This is a genomic window from Polaribacter gangjinensis (genome assembly GCF_038024125.1).
Lineage (GTDB): Bacteria > Bacteroidota > Bacteroidia > Flavobacteriales > Flavobacteriaceae > Polaribacter > Polaribacter gangjinensis.
In genome coordinates this window covers 2,055,733-2,076,210 of the sequence record NZ_CP150662.1, presented here as the reverse complement: position 1 = coordinate 2,076,210, position 20,478 = coordinate 2,055,733, and the positions used below count along the sequence as shown (strand labels likewise).

11 protein-coding genes and 1 tRNA gene are annotated in these 20,478 nt (G+C 31.4%); 6 read left to right on the top strand and 6 right to left on the bottom strand.

Annotation, left to right across the window (positions count from 1 at the left end; genetic code table 11):
• Positions 1–162: 162 nt before the first annotated feature.
• On the bottom strand, positions 163–1,284 hold the full coding sequence (leuB, locus tag WHA43_RS09345; protein WP_105046789.1) for a 3-isopropylmalate dehydrogenase: 1,122 nt from the start codon (positions 1,282–1,284) through the stop codon (positions 163–165).
• Positions 1,285–1,399: 115 nt separating this feature from the next.
• Positions 1,400–2,575 (bottom strand): 2-isopropylmalate synthase, encoded by a 1,176-nt coding sequence (locus WHA43_RS09340; protein ID WP_105046788.1) that lies wholly within the window; start codon positions 2,573–2,575, stop codon positions 1,400–1,402.
• 133 nt (positions 2,576–2,708) lie between these two features.
• Between WHA43_RS09340 and WHA43_RS09335 the strand changes: the two genes are divergently transcribed.
• The 4 genes from WHA43_RS09335 to thrC all read left to right on the top strand — a co-directional run bounded on the left by WHA43_RS09335 (position 2,709) and on the right by thrC (position 9,335).
• A complete protein-coding gene (locus WHA43_RS09335) occupies positions 2,709–4,274 on the top strand; it encodes a hypothetical protein (protein ID WP_105046787.1) in 1,566 nt (521 codons plus the stop codon).
• 316 nt (positions 4,275–4,590) lie between these two features.
• On the top strand, positions 4,591–7,029 hold the full coding sequence (gene thrA, locus WHA43_RS09330; RefSeq protein WP_105046786.1) for a bifunctional aspartate kinase/homoserine dehydrogenase I: 2,439 nt from the start codon (positions 4,591–4,593) through the stop codon (positions 7,027–7,029).
• 91 nt (positions 7,030–7,120) lie between these two features.
• Positions 7,121–8,050 (top strand): homoserine kinase, encoded by a 930-nt coding sequence (locus tag WHA43_RS09325; protein WP_105046785.1) that lies wholly within the window; start codon positions 7,121–7,123, stop codon positions 8,048–8,050.
• Position 8,051: 1 nt separating this feature from the next.
• Entirely contained in the window at positions 8,052–9,335 is a 1,284-nt protein-coding gene (thrC, locus tag WHA43_RS09320) for a threonine synthase (protein ID WP_105047361.1), read from the top strand.
• A 30-nt stretch (positions 9,336–9,365) separates the two neighbouring features.
• On the opposite strand, the gene WHA43_RS09315 is transcribed toward thrC, so the two are convergent.
• The gene (locus WHA43_RS09315) at positions 9,366–12,032 is read right to left on the bottom strand and encodes an outer membrane beta-barrel protein (protein WP_226742880.1); all 2,667 of its coding nucleotides are present in this window, start codon (positions 12,030–12,032) and stop codon (positions 9,366–9,368) included.
• A 393-nt stretch (positions 12,033–12,425) separates the two neighbouring features.
• Positions 12,426–12,496, bottom strand: a tRNA-Gln gene (locus tag WHA43_RS09310).
• Between the two features lie 171 nt (positions 12,497–12,667).
• On the opposite strand from WHA43_RS09310, the gene WHA43_RS09305 reads away from it, so the two are divergent.
• The gene (locus WHA43_RS09305; RefSeq protein ID WP_105046783.1) at positions 12,668–15,790 is read left to right on the top strand and encodes a DUF2723 domain-containing protein; all 3,123 of its coding nucleotides are present in this window, start codon (positions 12,668–12,670) and stop codon (positions 15,788–15,790) included.
• A gap of 116 nt (positions 15,791–15,906) precedes the next feature.
• Here the strand turns inward: WHA43_RS09305 and WHA43_RS09300 are convergent, their stop codons facing one another.
• Together WHA43_RS09300 and WHA43_RS09295 are read right to left on the bottom strand one after the other, a co-directional pair.
• Positions 15,907–16,200, bottom strand: coding sequence for a thioredoxin family protein (locus tag WHA43_RS09300; protein WP_105046782.1), 294 nt, complete (start codon positions 16,198–16,200; stop codon positions 15,907–15,909).
• 85 nt (positions 16,201–16,285) lie between these two features.
• A complete protein-coding gene (locus WHA43_RS09295) occupies positions 16,286–17,506 on the bottom strand; it encodes a metallophosphoesterase (RefSeq protein ID WP_105046781.1) in 1,221 nt (406 codons plus the stop codon).
• Positions 17,507–17,616: 110 nt separating this feature from the next.
• On the opposite strand from WHA43_RS09295, the gene polA reads away from it, so the two are divergent.
• A complete protein-coding gene (gene polA, locus WHA43_RS09290) occupies positions 17,617–20,457 on the top strand; it encodes a DNA polymerase I (RefSeq protein ID WP_105046780.1) in 2,841 nt (946 codons plus the stop codon).
• Positions 20,458–20,478: the final 21 nt, after the last annotated feature.

Genomic DNA, 20,478 nt, shown 5'->3' with positions numbered 1-20,478 from the left:
ATTGTAAGTTACATTCATGCATTCGAAAAAAATAGTAACTTTTTGTTTATCAATTATTTATATATATTTTATTATGAAATTCAATCTGAAATAATTTGATAAAAAAACTCTCTTATTTTTTGAGAGAGTTGAATTTCATATAATATTGATTGAGCCTTTTATTTAAATAATGGTACTTTGTCCCATGTGAATATTTTGGAAATTCAAATTACTATCTTCTTGATTGGCAATATAATCTGCAATAAAATCACCTACTTTTGAAGTACTTGCGACATAATTATTTTTTCCTTTAATATCTTCTGTAGTAATGCCTAAAAGAATTGATTTTTCAACAGCTCTTTCAATAGCAAAAGCTTCTTCGTGCAAACCAACATGTTGTAAAAGCAATGCAGCTGACAATATTGATGCTAAAGGATTTGCGTAATCTTTTCCTTTGAATTGAGAAAGATGACCGTGAATGGGTTTGAACAATCCATTTTTTTTGCCAATAGATGCTGAGGCTAACAATCCTACTGAGCCTGCAATAACACTTGCTTCATCAGCAATGATGTCACCAAATAAATTTTCGGTCAAAATTACATCAAACTGTTTTGGATTTACAATTAATTGAATTGCTGCATTGTCTACAAACAAATATTCTAACGAAACATCAGCATATTCTTTAGCAATTTCTGTGACTGTTTTTCTCCATAAACGAGATGTTTCTAAGACATTTGCCTTATCAACTAATGTTAGTTTTTTTCTTCTTTTTTGGGCAGATTTAAACGCTAAATGGGTAACTCTTGCGATTTCTTCTACAGAATAAGCACATCCATCAAATGCATTTTGACCGTCATCACTCAATTCTTTGATTCCAAAATAAGCACCTCCAGTCAACTCTCTGTACATTAAAATGTCAGTTCCTGAAATAAATTCTCTTTTTAAAGGAGAATTATGAATCAACCCTTCATAGGTTTTTATAGGGCGAATGTTACAAAACAAACCCAATTCTTTTCGTAAACGCAGCAATCCTTGCACAGGTGTAATTTTTGCAGTTGAATTGTTATCAAAAGTTGTATCGCCAATGGCACCAACTAAAATAGCATCTGCTTTTCTACAAATTTCAAGGGTTTTGTCTGGTAATGGATTGCCTGTATTTTCAATGGCACAAGCACCCATTTGAGCTTCTTTGTAAAGAAAAACATGATTGTATGTATCTGCAATGGCATCTAATGCTTTTTTCGCTTGATTGATAACTTCAGGACCAATTCCATCTCCAGGAATCACTGCAATTGTAATTTTCATTGTAATTTTATATTGAAATTTGCTTTAAAAAAGGTAGTTGAACGATTTTTTGGTTGATTGATCTGTCAAAAATTATGGTATTCAACTACCTTCGAAGACAAAAGTTTGATTCCTTTTATACCATTTCAATTTTTGAAACTTTATTTACTTCTTTCATGATTCCATAAATATCTTGGTCTTTTACTTCTTTTTGAGTATCTGCTATTGCCAAAAAAGCATCATAAGCAACATCTAATTGAACTTTGGTTAATTCATATCCGATTTTTTTTGCTCTATAAGCCAATGCTGCTCTTCCACTTCTGGCTGTTAATACAATCGCACTTTCTGTAACTCCAACATCCTCTGGATTCATAATTTCATAGGTTTCTCTATTTTTAATAACTCCATCTTGATGAATTCCTGAACTATGAGCAAATGCATTTGCACCCACAATAGCTTTGTTTGGTTGTACTGGCATTCCCATACTTTCACGCACCAAAATACTAGTATCGTATAACAATTTTGTATTGATACTTGTTTCTAAATTCAAATATGGATGTTGTTTTAAAATCATCACCACTTCTTCTAAAGCTGTGTTTCCTGCACGTTCTCCGATTCCATTGATGGTACATTCTATTTGACGAGCACCATTGATAACACCTGCTATTGAATTGGCAGTTGCCATTCCTAAATCATTATGACAATGACAAGAAAGAATTACATTTTCAATTCCTTTGACATTTTCTCGCAAATATTTCATTTTTGCACCATATTCTTCTGGCAAACAATAGCCTGTTGTATCAGGAATATTCAATACAGTTGCACCAGCTTTAATGACTTCTTCACACACTTTTGCTAAGAATTCATTGTCTGTTCTTCCTGCATCTTCAGCATAAAATTCTACATCTTCAACAAACGATTTTGCAAATGAAACTGCTTTAATAGCTCTTTCAATAACTTCTTCTCTGGTTGAATTAAACTTAAATTTGATATGAGAATCACTCGTTCCAATTCCTGTATGAATTCTTGGAAACTTTGCATATTTCAATGCCTCTGCAGCTACTTTAATATCATTTTCTACAGCTCTTGTCAAACCACAAACAGTAGCATTTTTTACAATTTTTGCAATTTCTGAAACGGATAAAAAATCACCTGGACTTGACACAGGAAAACCTGCTTCAATTATGTTTACGCCCAGTAAATCCAATCTTTCAGCAATGATTAATTTTTGTTTTGTGTCTAGTTTACATCCTGGAACCTGTTCTCCATCTCTAAGCGTTGTATCAAAAATTTGTACTTTATTATCTTGCATAATTTCTGTAAAGATTATCTTTGTGAACCACCAAATGTATATATTGCATGTTGATTTCATAATAATTTATTGCGCTTTAAACGATTTCTAAACCTTTCAATCTGTAACTTAAAATTCTGTTTTTTAGATAGTTATGAGTAAAAACATTACATTAGCCAATCAACAAAATGACGCACTTTTTGTGCTCATTAAGTCATTAACAAAGTCCGAAAAAAGACAATTTAACTTGTATGTTGGAAGATTGGGTGGCAATATTGATGCAAAGTTTTTTTCACTTTTTAAGTTTTTAGAAAAATTAAAAGTTTACAATGAGAAAGAAATCATAAAAAGTGGTATTGTTTCTAAACAGCAATTATCTAATTTAAAAGCACATTTATACAAGCAAATTCTCATCAGTTTACGTTTAAATCCTGCTCATAAAAATATCCGAATTCAAATTAGAGAACAACTCGATTTTGCTACTGTTTTATATCAAAAAGGATTGTACAAACAGAGTTTAAAATTGTTGGATAAAGCCAAAACTTTCGCACTTGAAAACGAAGAAAAAAACATTGCCTACGAAATTGTAGAACTCGAAAAAGTAATTGAAACACAGTTTATTACACGCAGTTTAAGCAATAGAGCTGACCAACTTTCTGAGCAAGCAAAAACCTTAAGTCAACAAAATGTAATTGCCAGTAAATTGTCTAATTTATCATTGCAATTGTACAGTCATTTATTGCAAAATGGATATGTAAAAAACAATGAAGAATTAGAATTTATCAACTCGTATTTTTACAGCAAATTGCCAAAATACGATTTCAATACCTTTGGATTTAGAGAAAAATTATGGTTGTACAAATCGCATTTATGGTTTAGTTTTTTAACCCAAGATTTTTTACAAAGTTATAAGTATGCCAAAAAATGGGTTGGGCTTTTTCAGGAAAATAAAAAACTGATTGCTTTACATCCTGTGTTTTATTTAAAAGGAAAAAACTACTTGTTAGAAGCGTCTTTTTTTGTCAAAAAAATCAGCACTTTTAAAGAGGAATTACAATCTTTTGAAGAGGATATTGCACAAGATTACATTCCGTTAAACACCAACACTGAAGTACTTCTTTTTCAATATATCTATGCCAACAAATTGCACTTGCATTTCTTAGAAGCCACTTTTTCAGAAGGCGAATATTTAGTGGCGATCATCAATAAAAAAATTGAGCAATATCAAAGCAGATTGGATTCGCATCATATTGTAATGTTATATTATAAAATTGCCTGTTTGTATTTTGGAATGGGTAAAAATGAATTGTGTATCAAGTACTTAAAAAAGATTATAAACTCTAAAAATTTAAATGCTGCTGAAGATTTACAATGTTTTGCAAGAGTTTTAAATTTGATTGCTCATTACGAATGTGGGTTGGACTATGACTTAGAAAGACAGTTTTTAGACACTTACAAATTTTTGATTAAAATGGAAAATTTGCAAGAAGTTCAAAAAGAATTTATCACTTCTATCAAAGATTTGAGTGATGTTTTTCCGCACGAAATCAAACATGAATTTAAGAAAATTCACGCGCGATTGAAAAAATACGAAGATCATCCTTATGAAAAAAGAGCCTTTTTATACCTAGATATTTTGTCTTGGTTAGAAAGTAAAATCGAAAACAAACCAATTGCAACAATTATTAAGGAAAAATCAAATTTTCATCTAAAAAAATAGATTTTCGTAATTTTTTTATTATATTTTTATTGTATTCATATTAATTTAATGATTTTATAAAATAATACGCATTTAAAGTTGCAAAAATAATTTTAACTATTACTTTTGCTGCATGAGTTTTTCATATTCACATAGCAACTTATTCAGTTTGACTGCCGTTTTTTGCAACTTCGCAAACAAAACTGCTTTCACAACAACTACAACTACATTTACCCTTTAGGGGTTTTAGCTATTTATATCAACCTATCTATTATTTTCGATGAACATCGAAAAGAAAATCAATTAAAAATTAATCAAACTATTTATCCTTTTCGTGATGAAAGTATTAAAATTCGGAGGCTCATCAGTAGCCAATTCAGAAAATATCAAAAAAGTATTAGCCATTGTTTCAGCAGCATCAAAAGAAACAAAAATTGCAGTAATTGTTTCAGCTTTTGGAAAAACAACAGATAATTTATTGGCTGGCGCAAACAACGCTTTGCAAGATATTGATATCGCAAAACAGCAAATAGAAACTATTAAAAAACTGCATTTTGAAATTATAAATGAATTAATTCAAACAAATACTTTAGAGGTTTATGAAAAAGTAAACTCCTTGTTTAACAGATTGTTATCAATTTACGAAGGCATTTTTTTATTGCAAGAATTGTCTGATAAAACCTTGGCAAAAGTTTCGAGTTTTGGCGAAAAATTGTCTTCATTTATCATTGCAAATGCCGCAAAAGAATTGTTTGATACTACACATCAAGAAAGCAACAAACTGATCATTACAGATTCCAATTACCTAAATGCGCAAGTAGATTTTGGAAAAACAAATCGAAATATAACTGATTTTTTCAACACAAATTCGCACCAAGTTATCGTTTTAGGAGGATTTATTTCATCCAACGAAAAAGACGAAATCACAACTTTAGGAAGAGGAGGCTCAGATTATTCTGCTGCTATTTTTGCAGCTGCTTTGAATGCTGATGAATTGCAAATTTGGACAGATGTAAGTGGCATGTTTACAGCAAATCCAACCATCGTAAAACAGGCTTTTGCCATCAAAGAAATTTCGTATGAAGAAGCCATGGAATTATCGCATTTTGGTGCAAAAGTGTTGTATCCACCAACAATTCAACCTGCTTTGCGAAAAGAAATTCCTATCAGAATTAAAAATACTTTTGAGCCTGAAAACTCAGGAACTTTAATTTCTAACAATCCTCAAAAAAACGGAGCTGTCAAAGGAATTTCGCATATTGAAAATATCAGTTTGATAACTCTTGAAGGTGGGGGAATGGTTGGCATTCCAGGGTTTTCGAAACGTTTATTTGAAACACTTTCTCAACAAAAAATCAATGTGATTTTTATCACACAAGCCTCTTCAGAATATTCTATTTGTGTAGGAATTTATGAAAATGATGCTGCAAAAGCGAAACAATTTTTGGATGAAACGTTCAGTATAGAAATTGAACGAAAAAAAATCAAACCAATTCATGTTGAAAACGACTTGGCAATCATTGCTGTTGTTGGAGAAAGCATGAAAAATCACCAAGGTTTAAGTGGACAAATGTTCAGTGCTCTAGGAAAAAATAATGTGAATATTAGAGCCATTGCACAAGGTTCATCCGAAAAAAATATTTCGGCAGTTATCAATAAAAAGGACGCAAAAAAAGCGTTAAATACCTTACATGAGCAATTTTTTGAAGAAAAAATAAAGCAATTAAACCTTTTTGTAACTGGTGTTGGAAATGTTGGCGAACGTTTTTTAGCCCAGTTACATCAACAAAAAAATCATTTGAAAGAGCATTTAAAACTCAATATTCGTATAATTGGAATTTCAAACTCCAAAAAAATGATTTTTGATAAAAACGGAATTTCTTTATCCAACTGGAAAAATGAGTTGGAAAATGGCGAACCAACAAGCTTACAAATGTTCTTTGAAAAAGTAAAAGAAATCAATTTTCGAAACTCCGTTTTTATAGATAATACCGCAAATGAACAGGTTGCAGCAATGTATGCAGCTTATTTAAGAGAAAGTATTGGCGTGGTTACATGCAATAAAATAGCATGCGCATCTAGTTTAGAAAATTATAAAAATTTAAAGTCAATTTCAAGAAAATACAATGCGCCATTTTTGTTTGAAACCAATGTGGGTGCAGGTTTACCAATTATTGATACTTTAAAAAACTTGGTAAATTCAGGAGATAAAATTCATAAAATTCAGGCTGTTTTATCAGGAAGTTTGAATTTTGTTTTCAATAATTTTGATGAAAAAACCACCTTTCAAAGTGTGGTTAAGCAAGCGCAAAAAGAAGGATATACAGAGCCTGATCCAAAAATTGATTTAAGTGGCGTAGATGTTGCCAGAAAAATATTGATTTTAGCACGCGAAAGTGGCTATTCTTTAGAATTAGAAGACATTGAAAATCAATCGTTTTTACCAAAAGAAAGCTTAGAAACCACTGATAATCAAAGCTTTTTTGATTCGTTGTTGAAATTTGAAAATCAGTTTCAAGAAATCTATCAAAAAGCTACTTCAAAAAACTGTCGATTAAAATATGTTGCTGAATTTGTTGATGAAAAAGCGAATGTTGGTTTGCAAGAAATTCCTGCAAATCATCCATTTTACAACTTAGAAGGAAGTGATAATATTGTGTTGTTTTTCACTGACAGATATGCAAAAAATCCATTGTTGATAAAAGGTGCAGGAGCTGGAGCTGATGTAACAGCCTCAGGAATTTTTGCAGATGTCATCAGAATTGGGAATAATTAAGTAAGAATTATAAATTGAGAATTAAGAATTATCTATTTTTGAGTTCTAAACTTTTAAACTTGAAACTTTTCAAATATTTAAACTGAAAAAATTGAATTATTTAAAAATATTTTCACCTGCAACAGTAGCCAATGTTTCTTGCGGATTTGATTCCTTAGGATTTGCAGTTGATGCAGTTGGTGACGAAATGACCTTTACAAAAACTGCTGAAAAAGGTGTAAAAATTACCGAAATTACAGGAGCAAATTTACCTTACGAAATTGACAAAAATGCTGCAGGTGCTGTTGTTCAAAAAATGTTGTTAGAGGCCAATGCTGATTTCGGAATTTCAATGACTATTCACAAAGGATTTTCGCCAGGAAGTGGTTTAGGAAGTAGTGCTGCAAGTGCTGCTGGTGCTGCATTTGGCGCAAATCAGTTTTTAGAAAATCGATTTTCTGAACTCGAATTGACAAAGTTTGCCATGTTTGGTGAAGAAGTAGCTTGTGGTTCGCAAATTGCTGATAATGTAGCTGCTGCAACTTATGGCGGATTTATTTTAGTGAGAAGTTATCATCCTTTGGAAATTATCAAATTGCCTGTTCCAAATGAGTTGCGTTTAGTGGCAATTCATCCACAAATAGAAATCAAAACGAAAGATGCAAGAGAAGTTTTGCCAACAAAAATTCCGCTGAAAGATGCCGTAACTCAATGGGCAAATGTGGGTGGTTTGATTGCTGGTTTGTACTCAGAAAACTACGAATTGATTGGGCATTCTTTGGTAGATATTATTGTTGAGCCAGCTCGCAAAAACTTGATTCCGTATTTTGATGTTGTAAAACAAAACGCGATAAACGCAGGTGCTTTAGGAGCAGGAATTAGTGGTTCAGGCCCTACTATTTTTGCGCTTTGCAAAGGAGATGAAACAGCTCAAAAAGTGTTTGATGCCATCAAAAATAATTATAAAAATACCGGAATTGAAGCCACTGCTTTTATTTCGAAAGTAAATAATGAAGGAATAAAAATTCTTGAAAAAAAGTAACATGAACTACTACAGTCTAAACCATAATTCGCCAAAAACAAGTTTTAAAAATGCTGTAATTAGTGGAATTGCGCCTGACAGAGGTTTGTATTTTCCAGAAAAAATTACGCCACTTTCAAGTGATTTTTTTAAAAATATCGAAAGCTATACTCACCATGAAATTGCTTTTGAAGTCATCAAACAATTTGTGGGTGATGAAATTCCTGAAGAAAAATTGAAAGAAATCATTTCAGAAACGATTTTTTTCGATTTTCCTTTGGTAAAAATTGATGAAAATAGTGCTTCTTTAGAATTATTTCATGGACCAACTATGGCTTTTAAAGATGTTGGAGCAAAATTCATGGCAAAATGTTTGGAATTTTTCAATCAACACAATGAAGAAGAATTGACGGTTTTAGTTGCCACTTCTGGTGATACAGGAGGTGCAGTTGCCAATGGTTTTTTGGGAACAAAAGGCGTAAATGTTGTGATTTTATATCCGTCAGGAAAAGTAAGTGATATTCAAGAAAAACAATTGACAACTTTAGGTCAAAACATTACTGCGCTTGAAGTTGATGGAGTTTTTGACGATTGCCAAGAAATGGTAAAAACGGCGTTTTTAGATTCGGAAATTACCAGAAAATTGACCTCTGCAAATTCCATCAATATTGCACGTTGGCTGCCACAAATGTTCTACTTTTTTTACGCTTATAAAGAATTGAAAAGGCTCAAAAAAGACTTGATTTTTTCTGTTCCAAGTGGCAATTTTGGAAATATTTGCGCAGGAATTGTTGCTCAAAAATTAGGATTACCCATCAAACATTTTATTGCAGCAACAAACATAAATGACACTGTTCCTAATTATTTGATTGATGGAACTTATCAACCAAAACCTTCTAAAGCAACAATTTCTAATGCGATGGATGTTGGAAATCCGAGTAATTTTATCAGAATTCAAGAATTGTATCAAAATGATTTTGAAACACTGAAAAGTAACTTTTCATCTTACAGTTTTACTGATGATGAAACTCGTGAAACTCTTAAAAAAATCTACTCAAATTCGGGTTATATTGCTGATCCTCATGGTGCAGTTGGTTATTTAGGATTGAAAAAAAGAGGATTGAATTCATCTGAATTTGGAGTGTTTTTAGAAACTGCACATCCTGTAAAATTTTTAGATGTTGTAGAGGAAACTTTATCTGTAAAAGTTGAAATTCCTGCACAAATTCAGCAAATTATGGACAAAGAAAAAGTAGCTACAAAAATAAAATCGTATCAAGAATTGAAAGACTATTTATCAAAATAAAAAATATTTCAACTCTAAACAATGTCCTTTTTATGAACTTTTATTGCTGGCACTTAATTTAAAAGTGTAGCTTAAAATAATATATCTTCCTAAACTTTGAGAAGTGGTTTCTTCGAAAAAGTTGATGGTACTTCTTCTAAAAATATCAACATTTTTATTGAGCAAATCAATTAAAACAAGCTTTAAAATATGGTTTTTATTTGCTAATGGATAAGACATGGCTGCATTCCAAATAGGTAATTCTTGACGAATACCAAAGTTCTCATCATCATAAATTATGTAATCTAATTGAGTATTGAAATTCAACTTTTTTATCAAATCAACATCTATCATTCCGAAATATTTTTGGGTAGTAAATTTTCGATTGAGGTTATTTTCGATTGAAAAACTGGTATTATTTTCACTGTAAAAAACACCTGCTTTTACATCTACATTTCGCTTTTTATTATTTTGGATGATAAAATTTGTGCTAAAATCTTGAGAAACTACGTTGTTTAAATTAAAATTAATGATTGAATTTACGGCATTAAAACCATATTTATTTTGTAAAGTTATTCTAAAACCCAATTTGTTAAAACGTTTAGAAAAATTGGAATCTCCTTTAAAAATTTCTCTTTCCCCATTATTCTGATAACTTATAGTTCTTATAAAATCATCATCAATAGAAACATTTCTAATGATTGCATGTCTGGCAATAGCATAATTTAGGGTTAGGTTATATCCAATAGAAGCGTCGTAACTATTTACATTTACCAAAGCCTGAAAAGTGTTTGTTTTTTCTGGCTCTAAAGCAACATTTCCTGTAATAATTGCAAAAGGATTCAAATCGTTTACAAAAGGATTGGTTTCTGCTGGTCTTGGAGGTTTGATTGATTTTCTATACGAAAATTGATATTTTTTGCCTGTTTTCGGTTTGTATTGAAACGAAAAATTGGGGTTTATAAACAGTTGTTCTGTGCTATATTGTGGCTCATTTACTTGTCCAAATTGTCTCAATAAATTCTGCAATTCTAACCCCGAAGAAATGTTTAATTTAGAAGTATTGTAACTATGAAAAAGATTACTTTTTGTAATGATTTGTTGATGATTGTATTGAAATTTGATGAAATCTTCTACAGATGTAGTTCTTGTAATTTTTCTTGATTGATCTGTAATTTCTTTTCCTGATAAGAAATTAGTATTGAAATCTAAATTCAGATAATGTTTCCCAACCAGAGGCTCACGAAATTTAAATCTGAAATTAAACGTATTAGTCTGAATGTCTTCATCTCTAAATGTATTAATTTCCTGATTTGTTGGATTGTTCGTATTTACATTTCTGTTAATGTAAGTGTCTTGGGTATTTTGTTTGTCTGTATTATTGATATTTGCTACAAATCCCACAGTAAAACTTCTCCCCTTTTTTCGCAAACTATGAAAATAGTTAAAGTTTACATTTCCTAAAACAAGGTTATTGCTATTATTAGAAACAATATCATTTTGCGTAACCAATTCATCTTCAGTATTTAAAAATGCTCCTTTTCTATCTGTAAAAAAGTTTCTGTCATCAGAAAAAAACCTTCCTTTGAGTGTTATGGTATTTTTTTTACTGGTTTTATTAGTATAATTAAAATTAAAATTATGGTTTTGAGTGGTATTTAAAAAATTGTCTTTGGATTTAAAATTAAAATTATTTGTATTTGTAAATGAAATTCTGTTGGTTTCTGAAAATCCATAATTTTCGGAAGCATTGTAAAAATAATCAGCATTTAGAGATTCTTTTTTTTGAAAATCTCGTCCATAATTAGCTCCAATTACAGTAGTTTCTAAAAAGCCACTCAAACTTTTTGGAGGACTATTTGTGCTTTTAGATTCATCATCTGAATCATCTGCAACACCATCTGCATTTTCTAAAAAATCTTGAATATTAGATCCTGTTATGTTGATATTATTGAATTTACTAATGACAGAAAGTTGTGTTTTTGCATTGAATTGACTGTAGTTAGCATTCCCAAAATAACGATTATCTAAACCTAAACCAGCAGCAGCTTTTCCAAATCCACGGTTTTTATTTGCATCTTTTAGGGTAAAATTAATTACAATTTCTTTGTTGCCATCGCTAACACCTGTAAGTTCTTCTTCATCACTTTTTTTATCGATAATTTCTACTTTTTTTATTACATCCGCAGAAAGGTTTTTTAAAACAATTGATGGGTCTCCACCAAAAAACTCTTTTCCATCAATCATAATTTTAGTGACTACAGTTCCTTGCGAAACTACTTTACCTTCACTATTTATCTCAATTCCTGGAAGTTTTTTTAGTAAACTTTCTATATTGTCATCAAAATTTACTTTGAAAGAACTTGCATTAAAACTAACGGTATCTTTTTTAATTTGGATGGGAATCAGTGCTGCAATTACAATTTCGTTTAGCGTGTTTACATCGTCATTTAAAACAATAGTTTGCAAGTCTATGAGATTATTTTGATACGTTATTTGTTTACTAAAAGCTTTATAACCCAATAGATTTATTTGTAGTAAAAAAGAACCCGAAGGCACATCAGTAATGAAAAAATTTCCGGTTTTATCTGTAGATGCAAAACTTACCAAAGTGCTATCTTTAGGATTTAAAAGAGCTACAGAAACCATTTCTAAAGGCTGTTTAGTTGTATCAGTAATGATGCCTTTGATGCCCGTTTTTTGGGAGTAAAAGTTCACAGAAAAAAAGAGCATACTAAAAGTAAGTATCCATAGTTTATTATTAGTGCGCACTTTGTTCATAGCCATTTAGACCAAAAAATATTGTAAGGGTTTAAAGTTAAATAGTAGTTTAATAATTAGATATAAAATTTAATTTTTTTTCTACTCAGTAAAATTTTATTGATTTACAAATTGGTTTTACTTAATTGTAAAATGAGTTCAAATAACAGGTAATTTTTGAGTTTAAATTGAAGTAACAACTCTTTAATTTAATCTAAAAATTTTTGAAGTTGTATACTAAGTATAAATTTTCAGCTAAAAATTCAATAAAAAAAAAGTATCAAAACAAAAATTTGATACAGTTTAAAAATAAAAAAACCCTCAAAATCAAATGATTTTGAGGGTTTAAAGTTGGCCTACAAGGACTCGAACCTTGAAAAACGGTACCAAAAACCGGTGTGTTACCATTACACCATAGGCCAATGCTCTTTAAGCGGTTGCAAATTTAAAGCAAAGTTTTTATTTGACAAACAAATTTACGTAATTTTTGAGTTTAACAAAGTTTTATGATGAACTCTTTTACTAGAAAACTAGCAATATCCTCATTTTATTGATATTTATTGCTAAATTCGCCTCTAGTTTAATCCTATTTTATGACCTCAGAAAATTTTAAAAAATGGAATCTAATTTTAGGTTGGGTTACATTTGGAATCGCCTTAATCACTTACACATTAACCATTGAACCTACTGTAAGTGCTTGGGATGTAGGAGAATATATTTCAACAGCTGTAAAACTAGAAGTTGGTCATCCACCAGGAGCGCCTTTGTTTCAAATGTTGGGAGCATTTTTCGCAATGTTCACTTCTGATGTTACTGAAATTGCTAAAATGGTGAATTTTATGTCGGCTTTGTCTAGTGCATTTACCATTTTGTTTCTATTTTGGACTGTTACAAATTTGGCTCAAAAAATTGCTCAAAAATCTGGCGAAATTACAGAAGGAACAAATATTGCCATTCTAGGTAGTAGTTTGGTTGGGTCGTTAGCTTATACATTTTCTGATAGTTTTTGGTTTAGTGCCGTTGAAGGAGAAGTATATGCCATGTCATCTTTTTTAATGGCAATTTTATTTTGGTTAGGATTAAAATGGGAAAGTGAAATCAATACGCCAAGAGGTAACAAATGGTTGATATTGATTAGCTTTATTGTGGGTTTATCATTCGGAGTTCACATCCTTTCATTGTTGGTAATTCCTGCAATTGTAATGTTATATTTCTTTAAAACCTATAAAAACGTCAACTTAAAAACTACGGCAATTGCTACTGTTTTTTCGGTTTTTGTATTGTTATTGGTTTTTAAATTTATTTTTCCATTCACCTTAAAATTCTTTAGTGCGGCTGAATTATTTTTCATCAATACGGTTGGTTTGCCCTACAATTCAGGAACAATCATAGCTGGAATCATACTCATTGTTCTATTTTATGTTGGATTAAAATCAACCAGAAAACATCAAAAAGTAACTGCAAATACGCTTATTTTATCGTTACTTTTTATCATGATTGGTTTTTCATCTTGGATGATGTTGCCTATTAGAGCAAACGCAAACACAACCATCAACGAAAATAATCCTTCAAGTGCGCGCGAATTATTGGCGTATTATGAGCGTGAACAATATGGTGATGCCAATGTTTTTTATGATACTTACTATTCTAATTCTTACGAAAGAGAGCAAGACCCTAGTAATCCAACTAAAGATGACAAACCTAAATACGAAAAGAAAGACGGGAAATATGTCATCGTAAATAATTACAAAGGTGTTTTGCCAAATTATTCTGACAAACACAAAGGTTTTATCCCAAGAATGGTTGATCCATCCAAAGAAAAAATGTACAAACAAATTGCGGGTATTCCTGAAAACAGCAAAAGAAGACCCACATTTGTTGAGAATTTGAAATTCATGTTTAGCTATCAATTTGGCTATATGTATGGCAGATATTTGATGTGGAATTTTGTGGGTCGTCAAAATGATACGCAAGGTCAAATGGATATTTTTAATGGAAATTGGCTGAGTGGCATTGACTTTATTGATGAAACACGTTTGGGTTCACAACAACAATTACCAAGTGATGTATTAGAAAACAAAGGACGAAATACTTACTATTTTCTGCCTCTAATTCTGGGTATTTTAGGATTGTTGTATCAAATAAAATGGGATAAAGAAAACTTTTTTACGCTTTTATTATTTTTCTTATTTACAGGAGCAGCCATTATTTTTTACACAAATCCAAAACCATTTGAACCTAGAGAACGTGACTATGCAGTTGTTGGAAGTTTCTATATTTTTGCCATTTGGATTGGCTTTGGAGTATTGGCTTTGTACGAATATTTCAAAAATTTCATCAACAAAAAAGCATTAGCAATTGGTGTAAGTGTTTTGTCTTTATTGGCAGTTCCAACATTAATGGCAACTGAAAATTGGGATGATCACGATCGTTCCAACAGATACACAACTCACTTAAATGCGCAAGCATATTTAGAAAGTTGCGACCCAAATGCCATTCTATTTACCATTGGTGATAATGACACTTTTCCATTGTGGTATATGCAAGAAGTTGAAGGTGTTAGAACTGATATCAAATTGGTAAACACGAGCCTTTTTCAAACAGATTGGTATATTGATCAAATGAAACGTGCCACTTATGATGCACCTCCAATTCCGTCGCAATTAACACATGATGAATACAAATATGGTACTTTGGATGTTGCATACTATTTCCCAGAGATATTTCCTCAATTACAAGATTCAGTATTGGATTTAAACAATTTTATGAAATGGATTCGCAGCAATGACAAGCGTACTTTTTATGATTTGGATGATGATGGAAATCCTGAAAAAATATTACCAGCGAATAAAATTAGAATTCCAGTAAACAAGGAAAATGCACTGAAATATGGTATTGTAGCTGCAAAAGATGCTGACAAAATAGTGCCTTATATTGATATTAAAATTGACAGAGCTATTGCAAAAAACACGATTTTAATGTTGGATATTTTAAACAATTTCGATTGGAAACGTCCTATTTATTTTACTGGTGGCTCAAATGCTGATAGTGAATATATTTGGTTAAAAGACTATTTACAGTTAGATGGAGTTTCATTTAAATTTGTTCCTATAAAAACACCTACCAAATATTATGATGAAAATGGACAGGTTATTAGAGAAGTCAGTTTGTTTGATATTGGAAGAATTGACTCTGAAAAAATGTATAAAAACATCCAAAAATGGAATTGGAGAAACATCAATGATGGCAAAATTTATTTGGATGAACAAACCAAACGCAATGCCATTTCTATGCGCAATAGTTTAATGCGCTTATCAAACCAATTTGCTATAGAAGGTGACACTGCAAAAGCCATTGAAGTGTTGGATTTGTCAATAGAAAAAATGCCAATTAAAGATTTTGATCACTATAGCTTGTCTGTTGAATATCCAAATATGTACTACAAATTGGGCGAAGTTGAAAAAGCACGAGCTGCCGCAAAAACGTTGGTAAAATTATTTAGAGAAAAATTAGTTTGGTTCAGCACCTTTTCTGCAGAAGAATTTGACATCATTTTTGAAGAATTTGATGTAACCTTCAGGTACATGTACAGAGGTGTAATTGATCAAGTAATTGAAAATGACGAAGACCCAGAATTTGTGAAAAAATTACAAGAAGAGTTTAACAAAACACTTTTATTATTTGAGCACATTATGCCTCAAGATGAAGGAAAATAAAAGATACATTCCTACAAGATTTACTGTAATTTTGTGGGAATTAAAATCTCTCAACAAAAAAAAGACCTCAAAAGTTACATAACTTTTGAGGTCTTTTTTAATTAATTTTTTTCTTACTAAACGTACTGTTGTACCAAGCCAATCAACGTATTTGCATCTTGAAATCCTGTTTGACGCCACTTCATTTCTCCATTTTTATAAATCATAAATGTAGGATTTCCTTTAACGCGAAGTGCATCTGCTAAAACTTCATTTTTATTAATGTCGATTTTAATCACTTTTGCTTTATCTCCTAGAGCTGCAGCAACATCTCTTAGTGTATCAATACTGCTTTCAACATCATCCCAATCTGAATAAAAATCAATCAAAACAGGCTTGTCAATACTAATTAATTCTCCAAATTTTGTCATAACCTACTGTTTTTAAGGGTAAAAACTGATAACTTTTTGTATCTCACAACACAAATATAATAAATCTTCTGAAATATACTGAAAATCAGGCTTTTTTCAGCTCAATAGTAGTGATTTCTGGCCAAATACCAACTCTTCCAGGAAAAGCATGATATCCAAAACCTCTATTCACATTGATGTATCTGCCAAATTCTTCATACAAACCTGCCCATTGTTTATACACATATTGTGATGGACTCCATTTGAACCAACCAGGAATTTCAATGCCCATTTGCAAACCATGTGTATGACCACTCAACGTTAAATGATAATGAAAATCGTCATTTTTCACCTTATATTCCCAATGACTTGGATCGTGACTCATCAAAATTTTAAAATCTTCTTTGGATATTCCTGAGGATGCTTTTTCCAAATCTCCTTTTTGATTGAATCCTTTTCCCCAATTTTCGACTCCTAAAAGGGCGATTTTTTGACCGTTTTTTTCCAAATATCGATGTTCATCCAACAACAAATCAAATCCAATTTTTTTATGAACATCTTTCACTGCTTGAAAATTATTGATTTTTTCTTGCGGATTTTTCCAATCCATATAATCGCCATAATCATGATTTCCAAGGATAGAATATTTGCCGTCTTTTGCTTTTAGTTTGGCAAACATATCAATCCAATTGTCCATTTCATCTGCTTTGTTATTTACAATATCGCCTGTAAACAAAATTACATCCGCATTTTGTTCGTTAATCAAATCAATGCCATATTGAATTTTTTCAGCGTTTGTAAAACTTCCTGAATGAATATCTGAAATTTGAGTGATGGTAAAACCGTCAAAAGCATCAGGCAAATCTTTAAAAGACAATTGATATTTTAGAACTTTGTAGTTGTATTTTCCTTGGATAATTCCATAAATAAATGAAGCAAAAGGAATGGCTGCAATGCCCAAAGCCAATTGCGAAATAAACTTTCTTCTGCCAGCCAAAGGTTGAGTTTCTGAAGCTGAAATAGCCGAAATTCCTTTTGCAATCACTCTAAAAATATCTTCGCCAAAAAGCATGATTACAATTACCAATTTCGGAATTAAAAAAGTCAACAACAATCCTGCAGCTAACTGAAATTGAGGAGTTTGACCATCACTTCTTGAATAGGTTAAAATGGTAAATAGAAAATAAACATATACCCCAATGTTTACAAACATTGAAATGAAACGTGCATATTTATTTCTAAAAGCAGTTTTAAATGCCTGAAAAGCATAAAAATCAAGGAGAATGATTAAAAAAATCAATACGATTAGAAAAATCCAACGACCCATAATTCCCTTTTATTTTTAAAAAAATTTATCAAAGATACCTATTAAAACAAGAATGAATTTTAACATCCTGTTAAAGTTTTGTAGTTTTAGCATTCGTAAGAAAAAATACCATGTCAACACAAAAACGACTTTTTTTAGTAGATGCATATGCATTGATTTTCAGAGGCTATTATGCTTTTATTAAAAATCCACGAATCAACTCAAAAGGGCTTGATACCTCAGCAATTATGGGATTTATGAATTCTTTGTTGGATGTTATCAAACGTGAAAAACCCGATCATTTAGCAGTTTGTTTTGACAAAGGAGGAAGTGCGGAAAGAACAGAACTTTACGAGGCGTACAAAGCAAACAGAGATGCCACTCCTGAAGCCATTAAAATTGCAGTGCCTTATATCGAAGAAATTTTGCGTGCCATGCACATTCCAATCATGGTAAAAGAAGGTTTTGAGGCTGATGATGTGATTGGAACACTTTCCAAACAAGCTGAAAAAGAAGGTTATAAAACCTACATGGTTACGCCTGATAAAGATTTTGCTCAACTTGTATCTGAAAATATATTTATGTACAAACCTCGTTTTGGGGGTGGTTATGACATTTGGGGAGTTGAAGAAGTGAAACAAAATTTTGAAGTAGAAAATCCGTTACAAGTCATTGATTTTTTGGGAATGATGGGTGATGCTTCTGATAATATTCCTGGATTGCCAGGAGTTGGCGAAAAAACGGCAAAAAAGTTTATTGCTGATTTTGGTTCGATGGAAAATTTGTTGGCAAATACACATCAATTAACAGGAAAAATGAGAGAAAAAGTAGAAGCTGCTAAAGATTTAGGCATGCTTTCTAAAAAATTGGCAACCATTATGTTGGATGTTCCTGTGCAATTTAATGCGGATGATTTTACCTTGGATCAACCTGATTTAGAAAAAGTTACTGAAATTTTTACTGATTTGGAATTCCGAAATTTATTGACAAATTTCACGAATACATTTTCATCTGAAAACGTTTCAAAATCGAGTGAAAATTCTCCAGAAAAAGTGGTTGTTTCTCAAAAACAACCTACTGATAACAATTCAACGCAATTTGATTTATTTGCGACTCCCGGAAGTGGAAATATCTCAGAAAATGAAATCGCTTCTGGATATAAAACCATTGAAAATACTTCTCATTTTTATCAACATATCAATTCTCCGTTTTCAAGAAAACTACTGATTGACAAATTATTACAACAAAAATCCGTTTGTTTTGATACGGAAACTACGGGTTTAAAAGCATTGGAAGTTGAATTGATTGGCATCTCATTTTCTTATGAAATTGGCAAAGGATATTATGTTTCTTTTCCTGAAAATCAAGAGGAAACCAAAGCCATTTTAGAAGAATTTAGAGGTTTTTTTGAATCAGAAAACATTGAAAAAATTGGGCATAATTTAAAATATGATTTGAAAGTATTATCAAATTATAATATGGTTGTAAAAGGCCCTTTATTTGATACCATGATTGCGCATTATCTTATCAATCCTGATATGCGTCACAATATGGATGTTTTGGCAGAAACTTATTTGAATTATCAACCAGTTTCTATTACAGAATTGATTGGGAAAAAAGGAAAAAATCAGCTTTCCATGCGTGAAATCGACCTCAAAGAGCAAACAGAATATGCTGTAGAAGATGCTGATATTACACTACAATTGAAAAATCATTTTACCAAAGAATTGGAAACTGGCAACGTTACCAAATTGTTTAATGAGGTAGAATTGCCTTTGGTTTCTGTGCTAACTTCTATGGAAATTGAGGGAATTAACATCAATATTGAATATCTAAAAGAGCTTTCTGTAAAACTTACTGAAGATATTGATAGACTAGAAAAAGCGATTTATACGCAAGCAGGAGAAGAATTCAACATTGCATCACCCAAACAATTGGGTGTGGTTTTGTTTGAAAATTTAAAATTGATTGACAAACCCAAAAAAACCAAAACTGGTCAATATGCAACTGGCGAGGACATTCTTTCATATCTCGCAAAAGACCATCAAATCATAAGAGATATTCAAGATTATCGTCAATATAAAAAATTACAAAGCACATATGTTGATGCTTTGCCCAATGAAATCAATCCAAAAACAGGAAGAATTCATACAGAATATGCACAAGCTGTTGCTGCCACAGGAAGATTGAGTTCTAACAATCCGAACTTGCAAAACATTCCAATTAGAACAGAACGTGGACGTGAAGTGCGCAAAGCTTTCATCCCAAGAAATGAAAATTATGTATTGTTAGCAGCAGATTATAGTCAAATTGAATTACGAATTATTGCGGCTTTGAGCCAAGAAGAAACCATGATCAATGCTTTTAAAAATGGCGAAGATATCCACGCTTCTACAGCTGCAAAAGTGTTTAACATTCCCATAAATGAAGTAACTCGTGAGCAGAGAAGCAATGCAAAAACAGTGAATTTCGGAATTATTTACGGAGTTTCTGCCTTTGGATTGAGCAACCAAACCAACCTAACAAGAAGCGAAGCCAAGGAATTGATTGATACGTATTATGAAACTTATCCAAAATTAAAAGCGTACATGTCCTCGCAAGTTGATTTTGCTCGTGAAAATGGCTATGTAGAAACTATTTTAAATAGAAGACGTTATTTAAAAGACATCAATTCTAGAAACGCAGTGGTAAGAGGAGCTGCTGAACGAAATGCTGTAAATGCGCCCATTCAAGGTTCTGCTGCTGATATTATAAAATTGGCAATGATCAATATTCACAAATGTTTTGAGAAAGAAAATTTCAAATCAAAAATGATTTTACAAGTGCATGATGAGTTGGTTTTTGATGCGCATAAAGACGAATTAGATATCATAAAACCCATCATAAAACACGAAATGGAAAACGCTTTTGTAATGACAGTTCCTTTGGATGTTGAAATTGGCATGGGAGAAAATTGGTTGGAAGCGCATTAAAACATTACTGTTATTTTTAAA

What these genes read in the sequence shown, in the direction of transcription:
- WHA43_RS09305 (WP_105046783.1), top strand. Translation starts at nt 12,668, where the DNA reads ATGACCTCAGAAAATTTTAAAAAATGGAATCTAATTTTAGGTTGGGTT.
- thrA (WP_105046786.1), top strand. Translation starts at nt 4,591, where the DNA reads ATGAAAGTATTAAAATTCGGAGGCTCATCAGTAGCCAATTCAGAAAAT.
- thrC (WP_105047361.1), top strand. Translation starts at nt 8,052, where the DNA reads ATGAACTACTACAGTCTAAACCATAATTCGCCAAAAACAAGTTTTAAA.
- WHA43_RS09340 (WP_105046788.1), bottom strand. Translation starts at nt 2,575, where the DNA reads ATGCAAGATAATAAAGTACAAATTTTTGATACAACGCTTAGAGATGGA.
- WHA43_RS09295 (WP_105046781.1), bottom strand. Translation starts at nt 17,506, where the DNA reads ATGGGTCGTTGGATTTTTCTAATCGTATTGATTTTTTTAATCATTCTC.
- WHA43_RS09300 (WP_105046782.1), bottom strand. Translation starts at nt 16,200, where the DNA reads ATGACAAAATTTGGAGAATTAATTAGTATTGACAAGCCTGTTTTGATT.
- leuB (WP_105046789.1), bottom strand. Translation starts at nt 1,284, where the DNA reads ATGAAAATTACAATTGCAGTGATTCCTGGAGATGGAATTGGTCCTGAA.
- WHA43_RS09335 (WP_105046787.1), top strand. Translation starts at nt 2,709, where the DNA reads ATGAGTAAAAACATTACATTAGCCAATCAACAAAATGACGCACTTTTT.
- polA (WP_105046780.1), top strand. Translation starts at nt 17,617, where the DNA reads ATGTCAACACAAAAACGACTTTTTTTAGTAGATGCATATGCATTGATT.